The organism is Corynebacterium kutscheri, assembly GCF_000980835.1.
Taxonomy (GTDB): Bacteria; Actinomycetota; Actinomycetes; order Mycobacteriales; family Mycobacteriaceae; genus Corynebacterium; species Corynebacterium kutscheri.
The window spans coordinates 1,074,781-1,096,688 of the sequence record NZ_CP011312.1; the positions used below are offsets into that span (position 1 = coordinate 1,074,781).

Sequence of the window (21,908 nt, forward strand, 5' to 3'; positions counted from 1 at the left end):
GGGGTGAAGTAAATTTATTTCATTGTATAGGCGCGACTATGCGTCTGCAGGTAGGAAAGTACGTGCCGGACGTTTTTGTTGCCAAAGAGCAAGCATAACACCAAGTATGCCAATAAAAACTAAGACATATTCTAGTGCTGAACCAATGCGCGCAGCATAAGTGATGTGGGTACGAAGTGGTAGATCAGCACTGAGTGTAGCTGATTCAAAGATTTCAGTATGAGATAACACTTTCCCATCAGGCGCGACTAAAGCAGACACACCACTAGTGGCAGCAACCACTACCGCACGGTCTAACTCTAAAGCACGCATTCTGCTCATTGCTAATTGCTGGTAGGTCATATCAGTAAAACCGAAAGTAGCATTATTTGTGGGTGTAGTAAGGATCTCTGCGCCGGCAAGTACCGCATCACGACCAGCTGCATCAAAAGCAACCTCATAGCAAGTAGCTATTCCAACTGCTACCACGCGGTTACTAAGCGCAGCCGTCATATGAACTACCCCAGTGCCGGTACCTGGTTGAAAATTACCAGCCAGATCGACCAGTGGGGAAAAACGACGGAAAAAATTGCGCCACGGAATATACTCACCAAAAGGTTGAAGATATTTTTTATTATGTTGCTCTCCCCTACCAGTGTGTGGATCCATAACAACCATAGTGTTACGAGGACCAATATCATCACGAGTGATCGTGCCCACCAAAATAGGAGCTTGGACACTTTCTACTGCTTCTTCAATAAGGGTTGCTGCCTGGGAGTCGGTAAAAGGATTCACATCGGAAGAATTTTCTGGCCAGATGACCAGATCTACCTGCTGATTAAGCCGTTCAGTTTCGCGAACATGATTTTCTAATACTGCACGTCGCTGAGCATTAAAATCTAACCCTAGGCGAGGAACATTTCCTTGGATAGCTGCAATACGTACGCTACCTGTATCATCAGCGGATCCATTAGTGAAAAAAGCTATTCCTGAAATAGCTAAGAAAGTACTGACAATGATAACCGAAACAGCTCGTTGATTAGTACGTACCGAGAACAGACGGATGTGCTGAGAAGCTGTAGCAGAGAAAAGATGGGCAATCGCTACGCCGAGACAAACCGTCGCAAAGCTAACAAAAGCTACTCCACCCAGCGGGGCTAATTGGGCAAGCGGGCCATTAATTTGACCCCAAGCCAGTCGAACCCAGGCGAAGCCGCCAAAAGGGAAATGCGAGCGTCCCCACTCAAAAGCTAGATAGAGGAAAGGATAACCCCATACTGCCCAGGGATGGGAAAAAAGTATTGCGGCACCTATACCAAAGGCAAGTGACCATAAAGCGAGATAGATGCTAAGTACAATAAACGGCATTGCACCAACGAATTCACCGATCCAAGGCAAAAGTAAAAGATAAAGACTTAATCCATGTAAAAAACCTAGCAAAGCCCCACTGCGACGATTAATTGTACTGGTAAGCGTTATTTGTGAGGATCGCAGTGCTGGGAGAACACGATAAAAAATAGTTTGTTGCCAAGGCATAAGTGCTGCGTAAAGCAAGGTCATGCCAAAGATACCCAGTAACCACCAACCATGAGGCTCATAGGAAGCGTAGACAAAAAAACCTGCGGCGATGGCAAGTAAACTGCGAACTACAAGAGCTATCACGATAGATTCTTTCTGTGATAAAAGAGAATTTCGTTATTTAAGATAGCAGCGCCTGTAGGAAAATATGAGTTTCCCTACAGGCGCTGGATTGATGAAAAAATTTTTATGCTGGTTTACTAAAATCGTCTGGGCTGACGTTCTTACTCCATTGCTGAATCTCTTGCTCGTCAATCACTTGGGCACTGGCATGAGGCGAGGAAAAATCTTCGTTGAAACTACCAAAATTAGCCCGCGGACGATTCATATTAGCCGCCTGGTAACTGCGCATACCAAAGTCTTCTACCAAAGCTCGTAGCTTCCGTGCTAATACGGAACGAATTATTGATCGTGTAGGAGGGATTATAAGCAGTAAACCTAAAATCGAAGAAACAAAGCCAGGTAATGCTACTGCCATAGCACCAGCAGCAATAAGACCAAGATCGCCGACAGTCTGACCAGGGCCTTGTTTTCCCTCAACAGCCTTGCGGGCAATGCCGTTCATCTGCCAGGCGGCGATAAATAAACCGCCAAAGAAAAAACCTAGCAACAATAACAAGGCCTTGCCCACCCCTAACCAGGAAGCAACGCCCCAGAAAGCTAATGTCTCGATAAGAACATACGGGAAGACAGCTAACAATCTCATGATCGACAGCCTACCTAGAAAAACTGAGGAAAGACTGTCAATCAGCTTAAGTTAACCCAGAGTTCTATTCGGCACGGTCTTCTAGGGAACCTTCCAGCTCCAGGAAAGTTGAGCGTAGCGTATCGAGTGCCTCTTGAGTTGGGTTTTCCCAGAGACCACGATCAGCTGCTTCTATAAGGCGCTCAGAAATATCGCGGAGCGCCCATGGGTTAGATTGCTCGAAAAATTCTCGGTTTTCAGGATCCGCAACATAGGTTTCGGTGAGAGTTTCATACATCCAATCATCCATAAGCCCAGTGGTGGCATCGTAGCCAAACAGATAATCCACGGTTGCACTCATTTCGAAAGCACCCTTGTATCCGTGCTCACGCATTGCCGCAATCCAGCGAGGGTTGACTACTCTGGCGCGGAAAACTCGACGGGATTCTTCATGCAGGCTACGTGTTTTAACAGTTTCCTGACGGGTGGAATCACCGATATAGGCTTCTGGATCTTTACCGGTTAGGGCGCGTACGGTAGCAACCATTCCACCATGGAATTGGAAATAATCATCTGAATCAGCAATATCGTGTTCCTTGGAATCGACATTTTTGGCAGCTACCTGGATTCGAGTGTAAGCCTTGCGCATATCTTCTTTGGCTTCTACCCCATCAAGGCCACGACCATAAGCGTAGCCGCCCCAAGTGGTATATACCGCGGCGAGATCATTATCGTCACGCCAGGTTCCGGATTCAATAAGCTGGAGCAAACCAGCACCATAAGTACCTGGTTTAGAACCGAAAATGCGACGAACGTGGTCATCTTGACCATCGGTAAGCGCATGAGCACGAACATAGTTTTGATCAGCCGGCTCATCAAGTCCAGCAACAAGCTGTACTGCGTCGTCGAGAAGCGTTAAAACATGTGGGAAAGCATCACGGAAGAAGCCAGAAATGCGTACGGTGGTATCAATGCGTGGTCGGCCGAGTTCCTCTAATGAAATAACCTCAAGGTTAATAACCCGTCGCGATGCTTCATCCCAGATTGGACGGACACCAAGTAACGCAAAGACTTCTGCGATATCGTCACCAGAGGTACGCATTGCGGAGGTGCCCCACACTGAAAGCCCAACAGATTTAGGATAAACCCCATCATGTTCTTCCTGATAGCGCTTAATCAGTGAATCAGCCAGTAGTTGTCCGGTTTCCCAAGCGAGACGAGAAGGCACAGATTTTGGATCAACGGAGTAGAAATTACGTCCGGTCGGTAGCACATTAATGAGACCACGCATAGGTGATCCCGATGGGCCAGCCTCAATAAAGTTTCCATCAAGGGCACGAAGAATCTGTGGGATTTCTAGGGCGGATTGTGCTAGGCGTGGAATAATTTCTTGGCAAGCAAAACGCAAAAGATGCGTCAGTGCTATCTGATCGGCTTCTTGTGGTAGCTCGGTGTTAGCAATGATTTCTTCAACTGCTGCTTCTTGCCAGTCGCGCTCTTCCAACTGGGTTAATAGGTTGTGAGCTAGCTGTTCAATGTCGTCGACGCGATGACGGGTTTCATCGCCTTGTTCGGAAAGACCAAGGCTTTCACGCAAGCCTGGAACCGCTTTTTCACCACCCCAGAGTTGACGGGCACGCAGCATCGCCAAAACGAGTTCGACTCGAACTTCTCCGGTGACGGCTTCACTGAGCGTATGCAGACCGCCACGAATAGCCACGTCTTTGATCTCGCACAGCCAGCCGTCGATTTCCATCATCTTGTCATCGAAAGCATCTTCATCTGGACGCTCATCCCAGCCTAGATCGCGATCCATCTTGGCAGCTTGCAATAACGTCCAGATTTCTTGACGGATAGCAGGAAGTTTAGCTGGATCCATAGCAGCGATACTGGCATGCTCGTCGAGAAGCTGTTCTAGACGGGTGATATCACCATAAGATTCAGCACGTGCCATGGGTGGAATCATATGATCGATAAGTACTGCATGAGCACGTCGCTTAGCTTGAGTTCCCTCACCTGGATCATTAACTAAAAATGGGTAGATCAAAGGTAGCTCGTGGATGGCTTGATCTGGATAGCAAGAATCCGATAGACCAGCGTTTTTACCCGGTAACCATTCCATATTTCCATGTTTGCCCATGTGTACGATGGCATCAGCACCAAAGTGCTCACGTAACCAATAATAGGTGCCAAGATAGTGGTGGTTAGCGGGTAAATCTGGATCGTGATAAATACCAACTGGATTATCACCAAAGCCACGTGGAGGTTGTACCATGACCACGATGTTGCCAAAGCGTAGTCCGGCAATATAGATCTCGTTGGTCTGCGGGTTAACATAGTGTGTTCCTGGAGCTGCACCCCAGTGTTTAGTCATCTCTTCTTGCATATCGGCAGGAAGCGTATTGAAATAAGCGGTGTAGTCTGCACCATCAAGTTTGAGCTCATTATTTGCGAGCACTTCTTCGGTCAGCCATTCTGGATCATGCCCACCAGCACTAATAATTGCGTGCATCAGTGCATCCCCGTCATTATCAGCATAACCAGGAATTGCATCGGTATCGCCTAGATTGTAGCCGGCATCAGCAAGTGCATGAAGTACACGTAGCGCAGAAGCTGGGGTATCTAAGCCCACGGCATTACCAATACGCGCATGCTTGGTGGGATACGCAGAGAACATCATCACGATTTTCTTCTCCGAATTATCCACATGGCGCAGACGAGCATAGCGATATGCGATACCTGCTAGCCTCTTAGCACGTTGAGGGTCTGGGACATAGGAAATTAAACCATCGGCATCAAATTCTTTAAATGAGAACGGAACAGTGATGATGCGACCGTCGAATTCTGGTACGGCAATTTGCGTTGCGACGTCTAAGGGGCTGAGTCCTTCGTCATTATCTTCCCAATCACTGCGGGCATTGGTGAGCGCAAGACCTTGAATAATAGGAATATTCAACTCTGCTAGCGCTGCCACATCCCATGCTTCATCATTTTCACCAGCACCAGCAGTAGCTGGTTTAGTGCCACCAGCTGCTAATACGGTCGTGATCAAAACATCGAGGGTAGCAAGTTTATCGAGTAGATCTTGTGGAGCTTGACGCAATGATGCGGCATAAATGCATACTGCTTGCCCCCCGCGATCCTCAATGGCTTCGGCAAGACCTTTGATATACGCAGTATTACCAGCAAGATGCTGGGCACGATAGTAGACAATGCCAATCCGTGGTCCATTGGGATTACGAGTTGGTGCAAATTCCACCACATCCCATAATGGGGTATGTGCTGGTGGTTTAAAGCCTAAACCGGTCAGTAAAAGAGTATCGGAAAGGAAATGATGCAGGTTAATAAGGTTCTCGGTGCCGCCTTCTGCTAAATAAGTATGTGCTGTGGTTACTACCCCAGCTGGAACTGTAGAAATATCAGTAAGTTCAGCATCAACGGCAAGTTCGCCAGAAACAAAAACAACTGGTTTTTGCGACTTTAATAGTGCGGCGATACCTTCTTCCCAGGCGCGTTTTCCACCAAGGAGACGAACAACGAAAATATCTGTTGTCTTGACAAGCTCTTCTAGCCGGCGAGAATCAACGAAATTAGGGTTTGCAAATTGGTATGCCACCGTTTCATTTTCTGCTGCAACTTTGGCAGTGAGCAGATCTGTATCGGAGGTAGACAGCAGTGTGATCATAAAAATCCTTGGTATTGGGTGACGCGCCCACGATAGGCTTGGTTGGATAAGTACGTCGATATGCTTTCGTATATCAGGTCTGACTATGACAGTGGCGCGACCGCCCGGAATTTCACCGGCTTCCGATATACGTGTATAGGCGACGTATTCTGATTAAACCCTAGTCGATAGTGAAGTTATGGCTGTAATAATGTGGGTACTGGCCGTGTACGATATTGCCGAAAGTAATAATTAACCTGGTGTGTATGTGACTATTTCCACGATTGCTTATTTGGTCACTATTCGACTTTTTGATGTATTAAATAACATTCTTTTGGTTTAGGATTTTAAGCTATGACTTATCCATTTGATCAAGAATCTCAATCATGCGCTAGCTCCGCAGTATTGATTGATAACCCAGACCGCAGTCGTGGTGATATTTGCCCCGGCACCTTAAAATTACACCAAGCTGAAGACGGTGCTGTAGGGCGCGTTCGCTTTCCTGGTGGCAAGATCAGTGCACAACAGTGGGCAATTATCGCCGATATTGCTGAAGAGTTTGGTGATAAAACTATCCACATCACCACTCGTGGCAATATGCAGTTCCGTGGGGTTAAAGACGAACTAGGCTTTGCTGACAAGGTCAGTGCCGAAGGACTTTTGCCATCACGTGCTCATGACAAGATCCGCAATATGATTGCTTCCCCATTAAGCCGTGAACTCCAGCCCATTATCGAAGAAGTCGATCGCACTTTACTTAGCGACGATATCGTAGCCGGTTTATCGGGGCGTACCCTTTTTGGCTTTGATGCTGGTGATGGCACTATCCTTGCCCACCGACCCGATTTCGGGGTAATCAAAAATGGTGAGTTTTGGCAGCTCATTCTTGGCGGCGAACTGACCACTGTCCTAATGAATAAAGAAGACATTCCACAGGTTCTATTGCATGCTACTCGTACCTGGCAACTTAACCGTGGGCAGAGCTGGCGGGTACATGAAAACCAACCAGTGCGTACCCAGGTCGAAGAGTCAGTAGCGGAAACTTTTGCTACTCGTCGTGCAACTGCAGAAACTCCAGTACCAACACCAGCCATAGGAGAACGTGTTATTGGTTGGATCAATAACGCAGACGGTACCGTTACCTTAGGTGGTGGCTTGCGCTTTGGATTCCTTACTTCCCAGGTCGCTCGGGTACTTAACGCTGTTGGCGCTCAAACGACCATTAGCCCAGGGGCATCTTTGGTTATCCATGACCTTAAAGCTGAAGAAGCTGAAGCAGTGGTTAAGGTTTTGGCACCAATGGGCATTATCTTTGACGTGGATTCCCCATGGCTTAAGGTCACTGCGTGCACTGGCCTACCAGGGTGTGCAAAATCGCACACTAATACCCAGCTTGATGCAACTAATTTAGTAACATCAGGCAAGGACATTAATATGCTGGTGCACTTTTCTGGCTGTGACCGCCGCTGCGGCCACCCACTAGGAGCTCACACTGAGTACGTAGCCACCGGCGACGGGGAATATGAGGTGAACAATCGTTGAGTTTTGACTACATTACCGATGGTCGAGAGATCTATCGTCGTAGCTTTAAGATGATCAGAGAAGAATCTGATCTCAGCGCTTTTGACGATTTGCAATCTCAGGTAGCAGTGCGCATGATTCACGCCGCTGGGCAGACAGATCTCGCCCGTGACATAGAATTTAGCGCCCATGCTGTCCCGGCTGCTCGGGAAGCACTTAAAGCTGGAAAACCAATTATTACTGACGTGAATATGGTTCGCTCTGGTATTACGCGCTCTCGATTGCCGTATAACAATGAGGTACTGTGCTTTCTCCACGATGAGCGAGTACCTGCGTTAGCTCGACGCATTGGCACTACTCGTACTGCTGCTGCAGTGGAACTATGGCAGCCGCATCTTGATGATGCCGTAGTTGCCATCGGTAATGCGCCTACTGCTCTATTCCACTTATTGCAGTGGCTTGAGGATCACCCAGATGCACCGAGACCATCGGTGATCCTGGGGATCCCAGTAGGTTTTATTGGCGCTGCCGAATCAAAACAGGCGGTTGCTGAACATGCGCAACGCTTAGGCACGCAATTTATTACCGTTCATGGCCGGCGTGGTGGTTCTGCTATTACTTGTGCGGCTATTAACGCTTTGGCAACGGAAAAGGAAATTCTCTAAGTGAACTCAACACATAGGACACAGCTGATCGGAATTGGCGTTGGACCTGGTGATCCTGAGCTACTAACTGTTAAAGCAGTTAAAGCCATTGAACGTGCAGACGTTATTGCCTTCCACTCACGACCACAAGGCTCGTCAACAGCGCAGGCTATTGCGCAGTGTTATTTTCGTGATGATCAAATACAAGAGCACCTAGAATATCCGGTTACTACTGGCCACACTGATCATCCAGGCGGCTATGCCGGAGCAATGGCAGAATTTTATCTTACCGCTGCAGAAAAACTACGTACGCATCTTAGTGCTGGTAAAACCGTTGCTGTACTAGCACTAGGTGACCCCATGCTCTATAGCTCATATCAACACCTCCACCGTATGTTGGCGGAGGATTTCCCAGCCGAAATTATTCCTGGTATTCCTTCGGTGACTGCAGCTGCGGATAGCTTGGGCATGCCGCTAGCAGAAGACGAGGAAGTGCTAAGCATTATCCCCGGTACCTTGGATGAAGCGGCACTGATACAGCATCTTAGTGCTGCTGATAGTGCAGTCGTATTAAAACTTGGCCGCACTTTTGAAAAGGTACGGAAAGCCATGATTGCGGCTGGCGTTGCTCAACGCGCCTTTGTTGTCTCTCGTGCCAGTATGACTAACGAGCAGATCACTCCCCTGCTTGAAACCGATGCCACCCAAGTACCTTATTTTTCGGTGGCAGTTGTTCCTTCTTTGGTAGCCCAACATAAAACAGAAGATAATGCCGTACCAGGTGAAGTTGTTGTTATTGGTTTAGGCCCTGGCTCGCATAAATGGACAACAGCTGAAGCACTAGCTGAGCTAAAAACTGCCACAGATATCGTTGGCTATTCCACTTATGTTAATCGGGTTCCGGTGCGCGCCGGGCAGCGCAGACATCTTTCCGATAACAAGGTAGAAGCCGAACGCGCAGCTATGGCGCTTGACTTGGCGAAAGCAGGTCGCAAAGTAGCTGTCGTCTCTTCGGGTGATCCAGGAGTGTTTGCCATGGCGGCAGCGGTACTAGAAACAGCTGATGATCCGCAATGGCGAGAAGTTCCAGTACGTATTATTCCGGGTATGACTGCTGCCCAAGCAGTAGCTTCACGCGTTGGTGCACCATTAGGACATGATTTCGGCATGATCTCGTTATCAGATCGGCTTAAACCTTTTGATATCGTCGAAAAGCGTATTCGTGCTCTTGCCGGCGCTGATATGGCGTTTGCAGTTTATAATCCCGCTTCAAAAGAACGTCGCTGGCAGGTAGCACGTTTGCGTGATATTGTCGCGGAGTATCAAGCTCCTACTACCCCAGTGATTGTGGCTCGCGCGGTAGGTAGTGACCAAGAGAATGTCATTGTAACCACCTTGGCTGATTTTGATCCTGAGATTGTAGATATGCGCACAATGATTATTATTGGTGCAACAACCACGACTACGTATACATCGCCAACCAACTTAGCGACCCGCGTTTTTACTTCCCGCCGTTACGGTTAAAATTGTTGTGCTAAAAATGTAACAGTTTAATCTTGTGCATCGATAGTAAAAGGTAAAGCGTGTGTTAGTCAAGGAGAAAAGATGAGTACTAAAACCATAAAGCGTGCCATTGCAGCTATTTCTGCCACCACTATGCTTGCCGGCGCAGTTGTAGTTCCAGAGGCTACGGCTCAGGCAGTAAGTGCGTCGTCGCCAAGCAATCTCAACATCAACAGCATTGGTGGTGCTTTGGCTACCCTATTTCTTATCCTTGCCGCGCTAGGACCACTTCGTACCATCTTCTTTAATATTTTCCGCTTCTAAGAAGCATGTTCAAGGCTGACCAAGAAAAAAGATCTCTTGGTCAGCCTTTTACTATGTGAGATAGTTTAAAACTTCTTCCGGAGTATGTGCTATTGCCGAACACTGAGGCAATATTGGTCGTTGAACCATAACCACTGTGATACCCAACTCACGAGCAGCAATAAGCTTGGCCGTAGTTAATGCACCACCGGAATTCTTTGTTACTACCGCATCAATTTGATTGTCTCGCATGAGTTTTTTCTCTGCTGCAACATCAAAAGGGCCACGTGATTGAATAAGTCTATGACGAGGTGGTAACGCCACCTCAGGTGGCTCTACAGTACGAATCACATAGAGATTATGCGGGTCAGCAGCAAAAGATGCTAGTTGCTGGCGACCAATGGTTAAAAAGATATGGTGAAAACGCTGTGCCACTAACCGAGCAGCCTCAGTCATATCGGCTACCTCAACCCAACGATCTTGAGGATTTTTCTCCCATGTAGGTCGGTGTAATGCGATCAATGGAATACCAGTAGCACGGGTTGCCTCCGAAGCTGATAAAGAGATTCTTTCTGCGAAAGGATGAGTAGCATCAATAACAAGATCGACATTATTAGTGCGCAACCACGTCGCTAAACCAGCTGCCCCACCAAAACCACCGATACGTACCTCGCCTACAGGTAGCTTTGGATTAGCCACCCGCCCAGCAAGTGAACTAGTAACCTGCCAGCCGCGTTCAATAAGTAATGCGGCTACTTTTCGTGCCTCTCCAGTTCCACCAAGAATTAATGCGCGCACGGGATTGTCCTTCCGTGCTCATCACGTGGACGATCATCAGAATAGAGGAAAGAATCTGGGAAACCTTCAGCGCTTAGTACTCGACCAACAATAATAATGGCAGTACGAGTAATGCCTTCCTGTTTCATTTTGGCAGCAATATCAGACAATGTTCCTCGAAGAGTAATCTCTTCTGGACGACTAGCAAAAGCAACAACAGCTACTGGGCAATTTTTGCCATAATTAGGAATCAACTCCGCCACAACTCGATCAATATCATGAGCTGCCAGATGGATGCACAAAGTAGCCTTAGATTTTCCTAAAGTTGGTAGATCCTCACCTGCTGGCATAGCTGAAGCACGACCAGAAACACGGGTTAAAATAATAGACTGTCCAATTGTGGGCACCGTAAGCTCATGACCAAGCACTGCAGCTGCCGCACTAAAAGAAGCCACGCCCGGAACAATCTCGTAGTTGATACCAGCTTCGCTAAGCCGTCTAATTTGTTCTGCAAGAGCAGAATAAATTGATGGATCGCCTGATTGTAAGCGAGCAACATCTTTACCTTCAGCGTTAGCTCGAACAATGACTTTCATAATTTCATCAAGCGGCATACGAGCAGTATTAATTACCTCTGCACCATCAGGGGTATTAGCTAAAACCGACTCTGGGACAATCGATCCAGCATAAAGACATACCGGACAAGATCGAATAAGCGCATCGGCACGAAGAGTAAGCAGATCGGCGGCACCAGGACCAGCACCAATAAAATAAACGGTCATGAGTTAGCTTCCTTAATAATTGACCACTGAGTAACGGGAAAAGCAGATTGAAAGGCACTAAAACTGCCGACGCCACGCTCATGAGACATAGCAAAGCGTGACAGGCTTCCACCTAACTGTCGACGAAGTTCGATAAGTTTTTGTTCCGACTCGATGGTTACCGCATTAGCTACTAATCGTCCACCATCGTTAAGCCGCTGCCAGGCACCATCAAATACACCAGGAGCAGTCAGTCCCCCGCCAATAAAAATGACATCAGGATTATCTGGTACACAGGTGTAATTGTCGGGAGCACTTGCCTGTACAGCTAACCGATGAGCAACCCCTAATTGCAATGCATTATCGAGGATACGTTGCTGGCGGGAAGGTTCCTGTTCAAAACATACCGCATGACTTGTTTGAGTAGCTCGCAAAAACTCTATGGCGATAGAACCAGCACCGCCACCAATATCCCAAAGAGTTTCACCTTCCTTAGGCCTTAGCGCAGACACTGTCAAAGCACGAATATGTTGCTTGGTTAGTTGTCCGTCGTTAGTAAATAGATCGTCGTTAAGCCCTGGAACTCTGCTAAGCGTTGGTGGCAAAAGATGTGAAATAGCAATGACATTAAGCGAACTCACCACTGATGGTGGTTGTGCAGCAGTGCCTTGGGTATAGGATTCATCAACTCCGCCAAGATCATTAAGTACCTCAATGATCGCCTGAGGCTGACCAGCAGTGACCAAAAAATCGCAAATTTGTTGCGGTGAATTTTCATCACGGCCAAGAACCAAAAAGCGGTTTCCTTCTTGAATCCGTAGTAAAAGTGTATTCACTTCATTGGTGACCAAACTTTCTACTGGAGTACGATCTAACGCCCACCCCAAGCGCGCACAGGCTAAAGAAGCACTAGACGGTTGCGGATATACATTAAAATCCAGTTGCGGTAACACTTTGCGCAAAGTCGTACCAATACCATGAAACATAGGATCGCCAGAACCTAAAACAACGATGCGTTGTCCTTGGAAATTAGCAAAAATCTCCGGGATAGACGGCAGCATTGGACTTGGCCAAGGATGACGTAATCCAGAAATATGATCGGGAAGAAGACCCAATTGGCGCCAGGAACCAATGATGACCGCAGCTTCAAGTAATACTTTTTGTGCGCTACGGCCAAGCTCAGCAAACCCACCAGCGCCAATACCAACGACACTGACCTGCGTTTTATGTTCACCATCACGGCCTTGCGCTAGGTGGAGAGCATCTGTACGAGCAGGATTATTCATAGACTACGAGTCTACTCTGTTCTCCCACCTACCCTGATACGTGTTGTTGAGAGATATCACCTAAAATATTTAACGCAAGATACGAGGTTGATTGTTGAGAAGCTCGCAGGCAGTATCTGTGACCACCACAATATCCTCAATCCGGGCACCATACTGATGAGGAATATAAATACCTGGTTCAATAGAAAAAGCCATACCAGGGCTAAGCACGAGATCATTACCGGCCATAATAAAAGGCTCCTCATGTGTGCTTAAACCAATCCCATGGCCGGTACGGTGGATAAAATACTCGCCATATCCAGCTTGAGTAATTGCTTGGCGTGCAACATTGTCAATATAGTGTGCCGTAACCCCAGGACGCACCGCTTGGACAGCCTCTTTTTGTGCTTGGAAGAGCACTTCATACATAGCCAATGCATCTGGGTTAGCAGATTCTAATCCACCGACAATATAAGTACGGGTGCAATCTGAGTGATAGCCCAATGCGGTGGTTCCACCGATATCGACAACAACCATATCCCCTACTGTTAACACTCGATCAGAAAAATCATGATGCGGATTGGCTCCATTTTCTGCTGAGCCCACAATCACAAAATCTACTGTCTTATGCTCACGAAGAATAAGCTGCTCAAGATCTTTCGCTACCTCTTTTTCCGTGCGCCCGGCGCGTAATAGCTCAGGTACTTGTGCATGCACGCGATCGATAGCTTCACCGGCGAAGCGTAAATCTGCTATTTCTGGGCTGTCTTTGGCGATAAAAAGCTCGGCTAAGACAGAGGTAGCTAAACTAAATGAAGCATGAGGAAGTAGAGCCATAAGTGCTAGTACATGATCTGCGCTAAGCTCTGACCCTAGGGCAATTTCGGGGGTTGTTGTAGTAGGAGAAAGTGCTAAAGCTGTTATGGCAATATGGTGCGGGTTTTCGCCATCTTCCCAGGTAATAATATCAAAACCAAGTTGAGCAAGTGGTGACTTAGCGATATCTCCGCGATCAACTGCTGGTAGTACTAATGTGGGTGTGCCGTGAGCTGGAATAACTAAAGCTAATAGACGCTCATGGGTGGAGATACGTGATCCGGTGAGATAAATCAGCTGTGCGCCAGAGCCAATAATAAGCCCACTGAGTCCTTTTTCTTGGGCAAGCATTTGCACCCGGTGGATACGGTCAAGGTACACCTGGGTGGAAAAAAAATTTGTCATGCCGGTTATTGTAAACACTATGAGCCAACATGTTCGCCTACGCGGAAGCAGATCTCGGTGTAGCGGGGTGCTGCTTAGCCCAACATTGGTTATGACAGCGAGACATTTTGTGCGTGATAACAACGATTGTATGTTAAGCGGGCGAGTTGATGATGGTAGCTTATGGCGTCGATACGCAGATAAAGCGGTGATACATCATTTGACTACCGATATAGCCTTAATTCATCTCACTGCACCAGTTTTTGGGGTTACTTTTAATTGGCGACTAGCTACTATGTCGCTGCTACCAGGGATGAAAATGCGCACTATTGGGTGGGCAGGAAAACCGCTAACCGGCCGCTATATTGTGTATGCGCCATGGTTTATTGGTAGTAATAGGAAAACTATTGTGCGTGCAGCGGGAGTTATTTATAACCGACCAGTAGCGAACTATGGTGATTCTGGCGGACCAGTTTTAGTAGGAAATAATATTGTTGGTATTCAATCGATGATTATTGATCCTGGGAAAATAAATACCGGTTTAGCTGTGGTAGCTCTTACTAAAGCCCACCACCAGGAATTGCAATGGTGGGCAGATAATTATTAGTAGCCCACGGCAACAACGCCTCGTTTAATGGCATCAATAGCACGCCGGGCATTATGTGCAGTGTCTTTGGTATAAGCGGTTTTGCGAATCTGTTCTAGTAGATCGATAACTTGTAGACATTGACGTACAAAATCGCCTGGGGTGAGTTCCGCACCGGATTGGGCGGCTGCAGCAAGACAATATCCTAGTGGTGCCCCAGCAGTCCATTGGTGTATTGCAAGCGCGAAACCTGCTTCGGGATAGGGCGTAATAGGAAGACGATGGCGTTTTTCATCGACACTAATTTCTTCCCAGATACGCATAGTATTGTTCATTGCGGTAAGCATATTATCTGTTGCTCCGCTGGCTGTGCCTTTGGTTTCTTTTCGGTTTTCAAAAGTGCACATGCTTGCAACGCCGGCTAACTCAGCTGGGTCAAGATTATCCCAAATACCACGCTTAAGACACTGGGCAACTAGTAGATCACATTCACTATGGATTAAAGCTAACCGCTCGCCTTCATTAGTAATACGCGGGATTGACTCGGCGGTATATTCCACGTAATCCATTTCTGCAAGTAATGCCAAAATACGGTCAAAAGTACGCCCTAAGGTATCTGTGGCGGCACTGATTTTTTCTCGCAGGGCATAAGTAATAGCCCGCTGGCGAACAAGTTTTTCACCCACCCGAGCGAGCTCTTCCCGACCCGGCCAATGGTGTGCTGGATGAGCACGTAATTGTTCGCGCAGTGCAGTAATAGCTTTAGTAGGTCGTACTCGTGGTTGGTGTCGCATGCGTTTGGGGCGCGCAAAATTGTTACGTTGGAATAATTCGGAAACCACACGGGTATTTCTTCGTGGTGAAGCAATAACTTTGCGCGGTAGGCGCATATGGCCAACAACTATGGGCGCAATTCCAAGTGCATCACTAGTAATGCGTCCTGACCAACCAGATTCCATAATGAACCATGGTTTTGGTGTGTGTGCATTATCAGCTGGTTGAACAACTACCGCTAATAGTGGGCGTTTTTTACCCGGAAGCGCTACTACATCACCTAATTGGAGCTTAGAAAGTACCCGTCGTACTTCAATTTCACGTTCTTCGATAAGATGCTTACGTAGTTTCTTTTCCGCTTGGCTTAGCTCACGGCGTAATTGAACATAGTCTAAAAATTCTGCTACGGCTTCATCCGAACCAATAAGTTGGTTGAGCTGCGCAGTTAATTCTTTTTCTTTTGCTTCAGCACGCTCAATCTCACGCACTTCATCGACGATAGAACCATCTGCTTGGAACTGGGCAAAAGACTTTTCCAACATACGATGAGCAGGCGAAAAACCAATAGTTTTAAGCAAATTAACGCTCATATTATAGCCCGGAGCAAAAGTCGAAATCAGTGGATAGGTACGGGTAGAAGCAAGACCAGCAACTGCCTCTGGATCGGTAGCAGGTGCCCACAGCACCACTGCATTACCAATGGTATCAATACCACGTCGACCAGCACGCCCAGTTAACTGAGTGTATTGACCAGGAGTAAGTGCAACATGTGCTTCACCGTTATATTTCACTAACTTTTCAAGTACCACGGTGCGCGCCGGCATATTAATACCTAAGGCAAGAGTTTCGGTAGCAAAGACTACTCGCAATAATCCCAGGGTAAAAAGCTTTTCGACGATATGTCGAAATGCTGGCAGCATACCAGCATGGTGCGTAGCGAAGCCACGCATAAGTGCTTGGCGCCACTGCCGGTAACCAAGTAGCTTTAGGTCTTCTTCAGGAATATCTACTATTCCAGCCTCAATAATCTCTGCGATAGTCGTGCTCTCCTGCTCTGTGGTGAGCACTAATTGAGAATTTAAACACTGATAAAGTGCGGCATCGCAGCCCGCACGAGAAAAAATAAAGTCGATAGCCGGTAGCATGGTGTGTTCGGCTAATAACTCGATCATTTCTGGGCGAGAAATGGGACGATATTTATCTTGTTGGCGTGGCCTGCCACTGCGTTGGATACCAAAACCTTGGTGAGAGCCCTCGCGTGGCTGGGCACCTTCGATACGGTCTATGTGAGCAGACAACCTAGGATTGACATCTGTTGAACCCACAGCGTCGAAAAGCTCATGCATGCGTCGACCAACAAGCATCCATTGATCAAGTGGTACGGGACGGCGATCGGTGACAACCACATCAGTATCGCCGCGAACGGTACTTAACCAGCGACCAAATTCTTCCGAATTGCTTACCGTAGCTGAAAGACCAACCACAGAGACTGATTCATCGAGGTTAAGAATCACCTCTTCCCAGACTGCGCCGCGGGAGCGATCAGCAAGGAAATGGATTTCGTCCATAACTACATGGCTCAGGCGATCAAGTGTAGGACTATCAGCGTAGATCATATTGCGCAAGACTTCGGTAGTCATCACAACAACATCAGCAGCTGCATTAATAGAGACATCGCCAGTAAGCAGACCAACCCGATCGAAACCATAAACGGCAATAAGATCGTGATATTTCTGGTTGCTGAGCGCTTTAATTGGAGTGGTATAAAAGCATTTATTGCCCTTGCTTAAAGCGAGCGAAACTGCGAATTCACCAACAATCGTTTTACCCGCTCCAGTTGGTGCGCAGACTAAAACCCCACGACCACGTTCAACCGATACGCATCCTTGGAGCTGAAAGGCATCTAACTTAAAGCCCAAAGTACTGCGAAAATTTTGCAGGTGCGGGCAGTTGCTAATATCTACGCCTTCGATAATGATCGGCTCAACAGTCATGGGGTTTATTTTAAAGCACACTTGCTTCAGTGACTTAGCTAGAGCACATCATCAAAATTTGTTTTCTGATCAATCGGCTGGGGACGATCGATAACACTAGGACTCGGCCGAACCGATTCTGCATTACCAATTGGTGCTGCAGCGGCGATATCACCAGAAGATTCTTCATCATCGACATCAAGCCATGCAGGTCTATTGGTTTGTACTCGACGATCATGCAAACGCATAACCTGTAATGCACATTCGACAAGAAGGCTTAGCGCCAACGCCAAGATCAACATAGAGAAAGGATCTTGGCCAGGAGTCATAAAAGCAGCAAAGATAAACATAAGCACAACAATGATGCGCCGTTTATCTTTTACCTGCTCATAGGTCAAAACCCCAACCGCGTTGAGCATGACCAGTAGCAGAGGCACTTCAAAACTAACTCCGAAGATAAGTAGTAATGCCAGTAAGAAATTGAAATAACGTTCACCAGTTAATGCCGCTACTTGAGTTTCATCACCGATAGTAAGCAAGAACTCTAAGCCGTAGGACACAACAAAATACGCAATCATGGCACCAGCAACAAAAAGAATTACTGCTGCAGAAACAAAAGAGAAGGTAGCTCGGCGCTCATTTTTATGCAGGCCAGGGGTAATAAAAGCCCAAATTTGGTATAGCCAAACAGGTGAAGCAAAAACTAAACCAGCCAGTGCGCCTACTTTAAGGCGAAGCAAAAACATTTCAAATGGTGAAGTCGCCAATAAACGACATTCATCATCAAGGGTAAAAGACGCACGATTTTCTACCGGTAGCGAACAATACGGACCACGCAAAATATCACCAAGGCTGCTTAAACCCATAATGGTGTTTTGATACCAGTAGTAGCCAACTATTGTCCCGATACCTAGTGCAATGATGGAAATAATGACTCGTCGCCGCAGTTCTTGGAGATGCTCGACAAGAGGCATGGAACCATCTGCTGGTTTCTTTTTCGCCATAATTATGAACTATTAGTTTTCTAGTTTCTTTTCTACTGGCTGAGTCATGGTTTCCTGAACCGTAGGAATTTCGCTGTGCACACGTTGTGCTTCGATCTCGGCACGTTCAACGTCATCATTTTTCATTTCTTTAACTTCGGACTTAAAAATACGCATAGAACGCCCTAGGGAACGAGCAGCATCAGGAAGTTTTTTAGCGCCGAAGAGCAAAACAATAACAGCAAGAATTGCCAGAATTTCCCAAAAACCTAGATTTGGCATGCATAAAACCTTTCAACCCGCGGGCTTAATAATTAGTTATTCAACTCAGTATCATACGCGTTCAACCCGAGCTGAACCCGTTTTGCCAAAAGTTTAACAATTTCAGCAGGTGCTACTACTTTAATGCGGTCAGCATGCGAGATGGCAAAACGAACTAACCAGGTCTGAGAGACAAGCGGAATGACCCCTGTTAACCATGGGGAATCTGATGTCGATTCGAGCTCTATGGGCAAAGAATCAAGCACCCAGGCATCTTCTTTATGCACCTGTAACGTGACGGTTGACATGTCTGATTCAAACCCGAAGGGGTTAGCAGGGTTAAACTTAAACTTATTTTCATTGGGGGTAGCTGGCTTGTCCCCCAGATAAACATCATGCATTCGATCAACCCGGAAGGTGCGGTGCTCTTGCACCTCATGATCCCACCCAGTGATATAAACGCTACGCTCATGGGTAAAAATACGTGCTACTGATACTTCCCGCATTCTTAAAGAATCACTATGCTGAGAATAATAATTAAACTGTAGTCGCACGTGCTTATCGACGGCTTGTCGAACTACCTCCATAAGCGCCTCGGCACCTAGATCATAACCGTGCGCAGGAGCATCAAAAACCGACTGCGCAGTTACCCCGACAATCTCACGTAATTTTGCTGCCGCTGAGCGTACCACCTCTTGGTTAAATAACCCTGGCATTGCTTCAAGGGCTTCTAAAGAAAGTAATAACGCCCCTGCCTCAGTGTGCGTTAGCCGTAGCGGTTTATCGAGACCTTGAGAATTAAGTACCTGAACTTGCGCATAATCTATGGTGAGATCAACGAGCTCATCATGAAAATTTCCATAACCACAGCAATGTAGTCGACGCAGGTCGTGCATCATTTCTGCCGGAGAAAGACCTAAATCAGTAGCTGTCTCCATCAGCGAATTATGTGGATGCGATTGTAAATACGGTAATAAGTTCAGCAGACGGACAAGATCAGCAACCCGATTAACCGCTGGAGTTTTAGCCATGAAGATCCTTATTTAATAACTGCCTGGAGTAAATCTATAACTTCTTGACGTACCTTCTCAGGTGAAAGAACAACTACTTCGGGCGCGTGCGCGGCAGCAGTACGAACCAACCACGCACGATCAACGTCGACAAGCTCTATGATGTCTTTATCAATATGAGTGCCTAAACCAAGAAACTCACCCTTATAATCGGGGGCTAAACGAAGCCTAGCGGTTATTAATTCTTGACCATTGTGCACTTGCTTTTCGACGATTTCTTCTAGATTGCTACCGGCTGGCGGCAAGTGAAAAGTGCCATAAAGTTCAGTATGGGGATCACTAAGTATGCTGATTTCACTAAGTCTCGTAAGCCGGAAAGTACGCGGAGCAAGACGGTCGAGATCGAAACCAACGAGGTAGAGTCGATCATAACGGGTGGCAATTGCCCAGGGATCCAACCACCGTTCATGCAAATCTGAGGCTTTATTTTTCTGATAGAAAAAAGAAATACGGTGTTTGCTATTGCACGCAGCTACAAGTGTTTCAAAATCACTGAGGTTTAGTGCAGAAAAATCATTAATAAAAGTGACCCTACTAGTAGCAGATAAATCTCTATCAGCACCACTAGCTGCTATTTTTGTCCATCCGGAACGACTAAACGTCGATAGTTGATCATTGCTACCTACCTGGCCAGCAAGTGCAATGATGGTGGCTTCTTCAGCAGTGAAATGCACTTCTGGCAACCCATAGTTTTCTAATTGAATCCGGTAACTTATCCCATTATCTGTGGGCACTTCCTCAATAGGGACGCCGGCATTTTTAAGATGGCGGATATCTCGATTAAGCATTTTTCGGGCGCTTTCTTGCGCTTTTGGCTCATGGTACGGCGAGTAATCATAACCGGGTACCTGAGTAAGCAAAAAAGAATGCTCGGCAAAAGAAGGCGCAGCTTTAAGCAACGCGAAAGTAAGATTAACGCAGCGCTCCTCGGGAGAAATTTTAGCCATACTTAAAATCTAACTATCTAACGATTCAGCATCTCTATAGTGCCCACGATGGGTGTGCATATAATCTATAAGCTCATCAACATGCTGGTCTACGGCTGAAAATGGGTTACTAAGTTCTATAATCTGTGGTTCTGGACGAGAAACTTTTAACCGCAACCAATCAATTGATACCGGTGCAGCGGTTTCTTGAGCAGCACGAATAAACTCCCCACGTAATTTTGCGCGAGTAGTTTGTGGTGCATGATTAAGCGCAAACTCTATGTCGGCAGGAACAACCCAGCGTCGCACAGCATTTTTTTCTTCCAATATTTTAAATAACCCACGACCTGGTCGAATATCGTGGTAGGTAAGATCGATTTGAGCAAGCTTGGGATGCGAAAAATCAGTAGTGCCTAAACGCTGTTGGTAGCGGCGCAAAAGTTGCAGCTTGATTGCCCAATCGATCTCGGTGGCAATTGTGCTGATATCTCCACTAGCAATAGCGGTCAGTGTTTTCTCCCATAGAGTTACCACCAGCTCTAGCTCGTTATTGCTGGTACCAGCTTGAGAATCATCGCGCACACTAAGCCATTGGCGTGCGGCATTAAGATAATGACGCTGAATATCTAGGGCAGACATAGGATCGCGTCCTTTTAACGCAACAGTGGTTGCCCCGCTAAGATCACGGGAAATTTCTCTAATAGCTGCGATCTCATTATCTAATTCAATTGCCGGTACCTGATATTCTGCCTCGATCATTTCTAGTACTAGCAGTGTGGAACCGATTTTAAGCGCTGTGGTTGCTTCACACAGCGAAGAATCCCCAACAATGACGTGCAATCGTCGATAAAGATGGGAATCGGCGTGCGGTTCATCGCGAGTATTAATAATGGGGCGAGAACGCGTAGTCGCACTTGAGACCCCCTCCCATACATGATCGGCACGTTGGGAAAAATGGAATTGGCCATTTTTGATACATCCAGCACCGGCAATAAGCTGCCGAGTAATAAGAAAAGGAAGCAGCTGTTTACCTAGCGTTTTTAAAACTGTTTCTCGGCTCACTAAGTAATTTTCATGACAGCCATAGGAATTTCCTTGAGAATCAAGGTTATTTTTAAACAAATACACTGCCGCTTTAGTGCCCTCTTTTGCTAAGGTTTTTTCAGCGGTACGAGCAAGCTCATCAACAATGCGATCTCCAGCCTGATCATAGGCAATAAGCTGGCTTAAACTATCGCACTCTGCGGTAGCAATTTCTGGGTGGCTGCCCACATCGAGATATAGCCGAGACGCATTAGGGACAAAAACATTTGAGCTCCCCCACTGTTTAATGATCGGTCGAAACATAATACGAGCGATCTCATCTGGGTCAAGACATTTTTTCCCTGAGCTACTAATGCAGGTAATTCCGTATTCCGTTTCAATCCCGGTAATACGTCGAGTAAAGGCGGACAC

General features: G+C 46.9%; 18 protein-coding genes. 5 read left to right on the forward strand and 13 right to left on the reverse strand.

Translation table 11 applies throughout. The annotated features are described in order from the left end of the window. Positions 1 to 36 precede the first annotated feature (36 nt). The 3 genes from lnt to cobN all read right to left on the reverse strand — a co-directional run bounded on the left by lnt (position 37) and on the right by cobN (position 5,927). Entirely contained in the window at positions 37 to 1,641 is a 1,605-nt protein-coding gene (gene lnt / locus UL82_RS04955; protein ID WP_052735887.1) for an apolipoprotein N-acyltransferase, read from the reverse strand. Between the two features lie 103 nt (positions 1,642 to 1,744). Further along, positions 1,745 to 2,263, reverse strand: coding sequence for an FxsA family protein (locus UL82_RS04960; RefSeq protein WP_046439355.1), 519 nt, complete (start codon positions 2,261 to 2,263; stop codon positions 1,745 to 1,747). 64 nt (positions 2,264 to 2,327) lie between these two features. Further along, positions 2,328 to 5,927: a cobaltochelatase subunit CobN gene (cobN, locus tag UL82_RS04965; protein ID WP_046439357.1), complete on the reverse strand. Its 3,600-nt coding sequence runs from the start codon at positions 5,925 to 5,927 to the stop codon at positions 2,328 to 2,330. A 333-nt stretch (positions 5,928 to 6,260) separates the two neighbouring features. Between cobN and UL82_RS04970 the strand changes: the two genes are divergently transcribed. From UL82_RS04970 to UL82_RS04985, 4 genes are all read left to right on the forward strand, one after another. Then, positions 6,261 to 7,448 carry a precorrin-3B synthase gene (locus UL82_RS04970; protein WP_046439359.1) on the forward strand — a complete coding sequence of 396 codons (1,188 nt, stop codon included), beginning with the start codon at positions 6,261 to 6,263 and terminating at the stop codon, positions 7,446 to 7,448. Then, entirely contained in the window at positions 7,445 to 8,092 is a 648-nt protein-coding gene (locus UL82_RS04975; protein WP_046439361.1) for a precorrin-8X methylmutase, read from the forward strand. The genes UL82_RS04970 and UL82_RS04975 overlap by 4 nt, the downstream gene beginning before the upstream one ends. After that, positions 8,093 to 9,595 carry a precorrin-3B C(17)-methyltransferase gene (cobJ, locus tag UL82_RS04980; RefSeq protein WP_046439363.1) on the forward strand — a complete coding sequence of 501 codons (1,503 nt, stop codon included), beginning with the start codon at positions 8,093 to 8,095 and terminating at the stop codon, positions 9,593 to 9,595. Between the two features lie 81 nt (positions 9,596 to 9,676). After that, positions 9,677 to 9,898, forward strand: a complete 222-nt coding sequence (locus tag UL82_RS04985; RefSeq protein WP_046439364.1) for a hypothetical protein — start codon at positions 9,677 to 9,679, stop codon at positions 9,896 to 9,898. 51 nt (positions 9,899 to 9,949) lie between these two features. Here UL82_RS04985 and UL82_RS04990 read toward each other — a convergent pair whose 3' ends face one another. The 4 genes from UL82_RS04990 to UL82_RS05005 form a co-directional block, all read right to left on the reverse strand. Next, positions 9,950 to 10,675, reverse strand: coding sequence for a cobalt-precorrin-6A reductase (locus tag UL82_RS04990; protein WP_046439365.1), 726 nt, complete (start codon positions 10,673 to 10,675; stop codon positions 9,950 to 9,952). Then, a complete protein-coding gene (gene cobM, locus UL82_RS04995; protein WP_046439367.1) occupies positions 10,663 to 11,436 on the reverse strand; it encodes a precorrin-4 C(11)-methyltransferase in 774 nt (257 codons plus the stop codon). Before cobM ends, UL82_RS04990 begins: the two co-directional genes overlap by 13 nt. Next, entirely contained in the window at positions 11,433 to 12,701 is a 1,269-nt protein-coding gene (locus tag UL82_RS05000) for a bifunctional cobalt-precorrin-7 (C(5))-methyltransferase/cobalt-precorrin-6B (C(15))-methyltransferase (protein WP_046439368.1), read from the reverse strand. The genes cobM and UL82_RS05000 overlap by 4 nt, the downstream gene beginning before the upstream one ends. Before the next feature lie 69 nt (positions 12,702 to 12,770). Continuing rightward, positions 12,771 to 13,901 carry a M24 family metallopeptidase gene (locus UL82_RS05005; RefSeq protein ID WP_046439369.1) on the reverse strand — a complete coding sequence of 377 codons (1,131 nt, stop codon included), beginning with the start codon at positions 13,899 to 13,901 and terminating at the stop codon, positions 12,771 to 12,773. Between UL82_RS05005 and UL82_RS10620 the strand changes: the two genes are divergently transcribed. Then, on the forward strand, positions 13,882 to 14,487 hold the full coding sequence (locus tag UL82_RS10620; RefSeq protein WP_126363846.1) for a trypsin-like serine protease: 606 nt from the start codon (positions 13,882 to 13,884) through the stop codon (positions 14,485 to 14,487). The two genes, UL82_RS05005 and UL82_RS10620, sit on opposite strands and share 20 nt — an antisense overlap. Here the strand turns inward: UL82_RS10620 and UL82_RS05015 are convergent. Genes UL82_RS05015 through pafA form a run of 6 tightly spaced genes read right to left on the reverse strand, consistent with a single transcriptional unit; the run spans position 14,484 to position 21,908 of the window. Then, positions 14,484 to 17,234, reverse strand: a complete 2,751-nt coding sequence (locus UL82_RS05015; protein WP_046439370.1) for a DEAD/DEAH box helicase — start codon at positions 17,232 to 17,234, stop codon at positions 14,484 to 14,486. The two genes, UL82_RS10620 and UL82_RS05015, sit on opposite strands and share 4 nt — an antisense overlap. A gap of 38 nt (positions 17,235 to 17,272) precedes the next feature. Beyond that, positions 17,273 to 18,217 carry a twin-arginine translocase subunit TatC gene (gene tatC / locus UL82_RS05020; protein WP_052735889.1) on the reverse strand — a complete coding sequence of 315 codons (945 nt, stop codon included), beginning with the start codon at positions 18,215 to 18,217 and terminating at the stop codon, positions 17,273 to 17,275. A 12-nt stretch (positions 18,218 to 18,229) separates the two neighbouring features. Then, positions 18,230 to 18,478, reverse strand: a complete 249-nt coding sequence (tatA, locus tag UL82_RS05025) for a Sec-independent protein translocase subunit TatA (RefSeq protein ID WP_046439372.1) — start codon at positions 18,476 to 18,478, stop codon at positions 18,230 to 18,232. A gap of 32 nt (positions 18,479 to 18,510) precedes the next feature. Next, a complete protein-coding gene (locus UL82_RS05030) occupies positions 18,511 to 19,488 on the reverse strand; it encodes a helix-turn-helix transcriptional regulator (RefSeq protein WP_046439373.1) in 978 nt (325 codons plus the stop codon). Positions 19,489 to 19,496: 8 nt separating this feature from the next. After that, complete coding sequence (locus UL82_RS05035) at positions 19,497 to 20,474, reverse strand: helix-turn-helix transcriptional regulator (protein ID WP_046439374.1); 978 nt, start codon at positions 20,472 to 20,474, stop codon at positions 19,497 to 19,499. Between the two features lie 9 nt (positions 20,475 to 20,483). Then, entirely contained in the window at positions 20,484 to 21,908 is a 1,425-nt protein-coding gene (gene pafA / locus UL82_RS05040) for a Pup--protein ligase (protein WP_046439376.1), read from the reverse strand.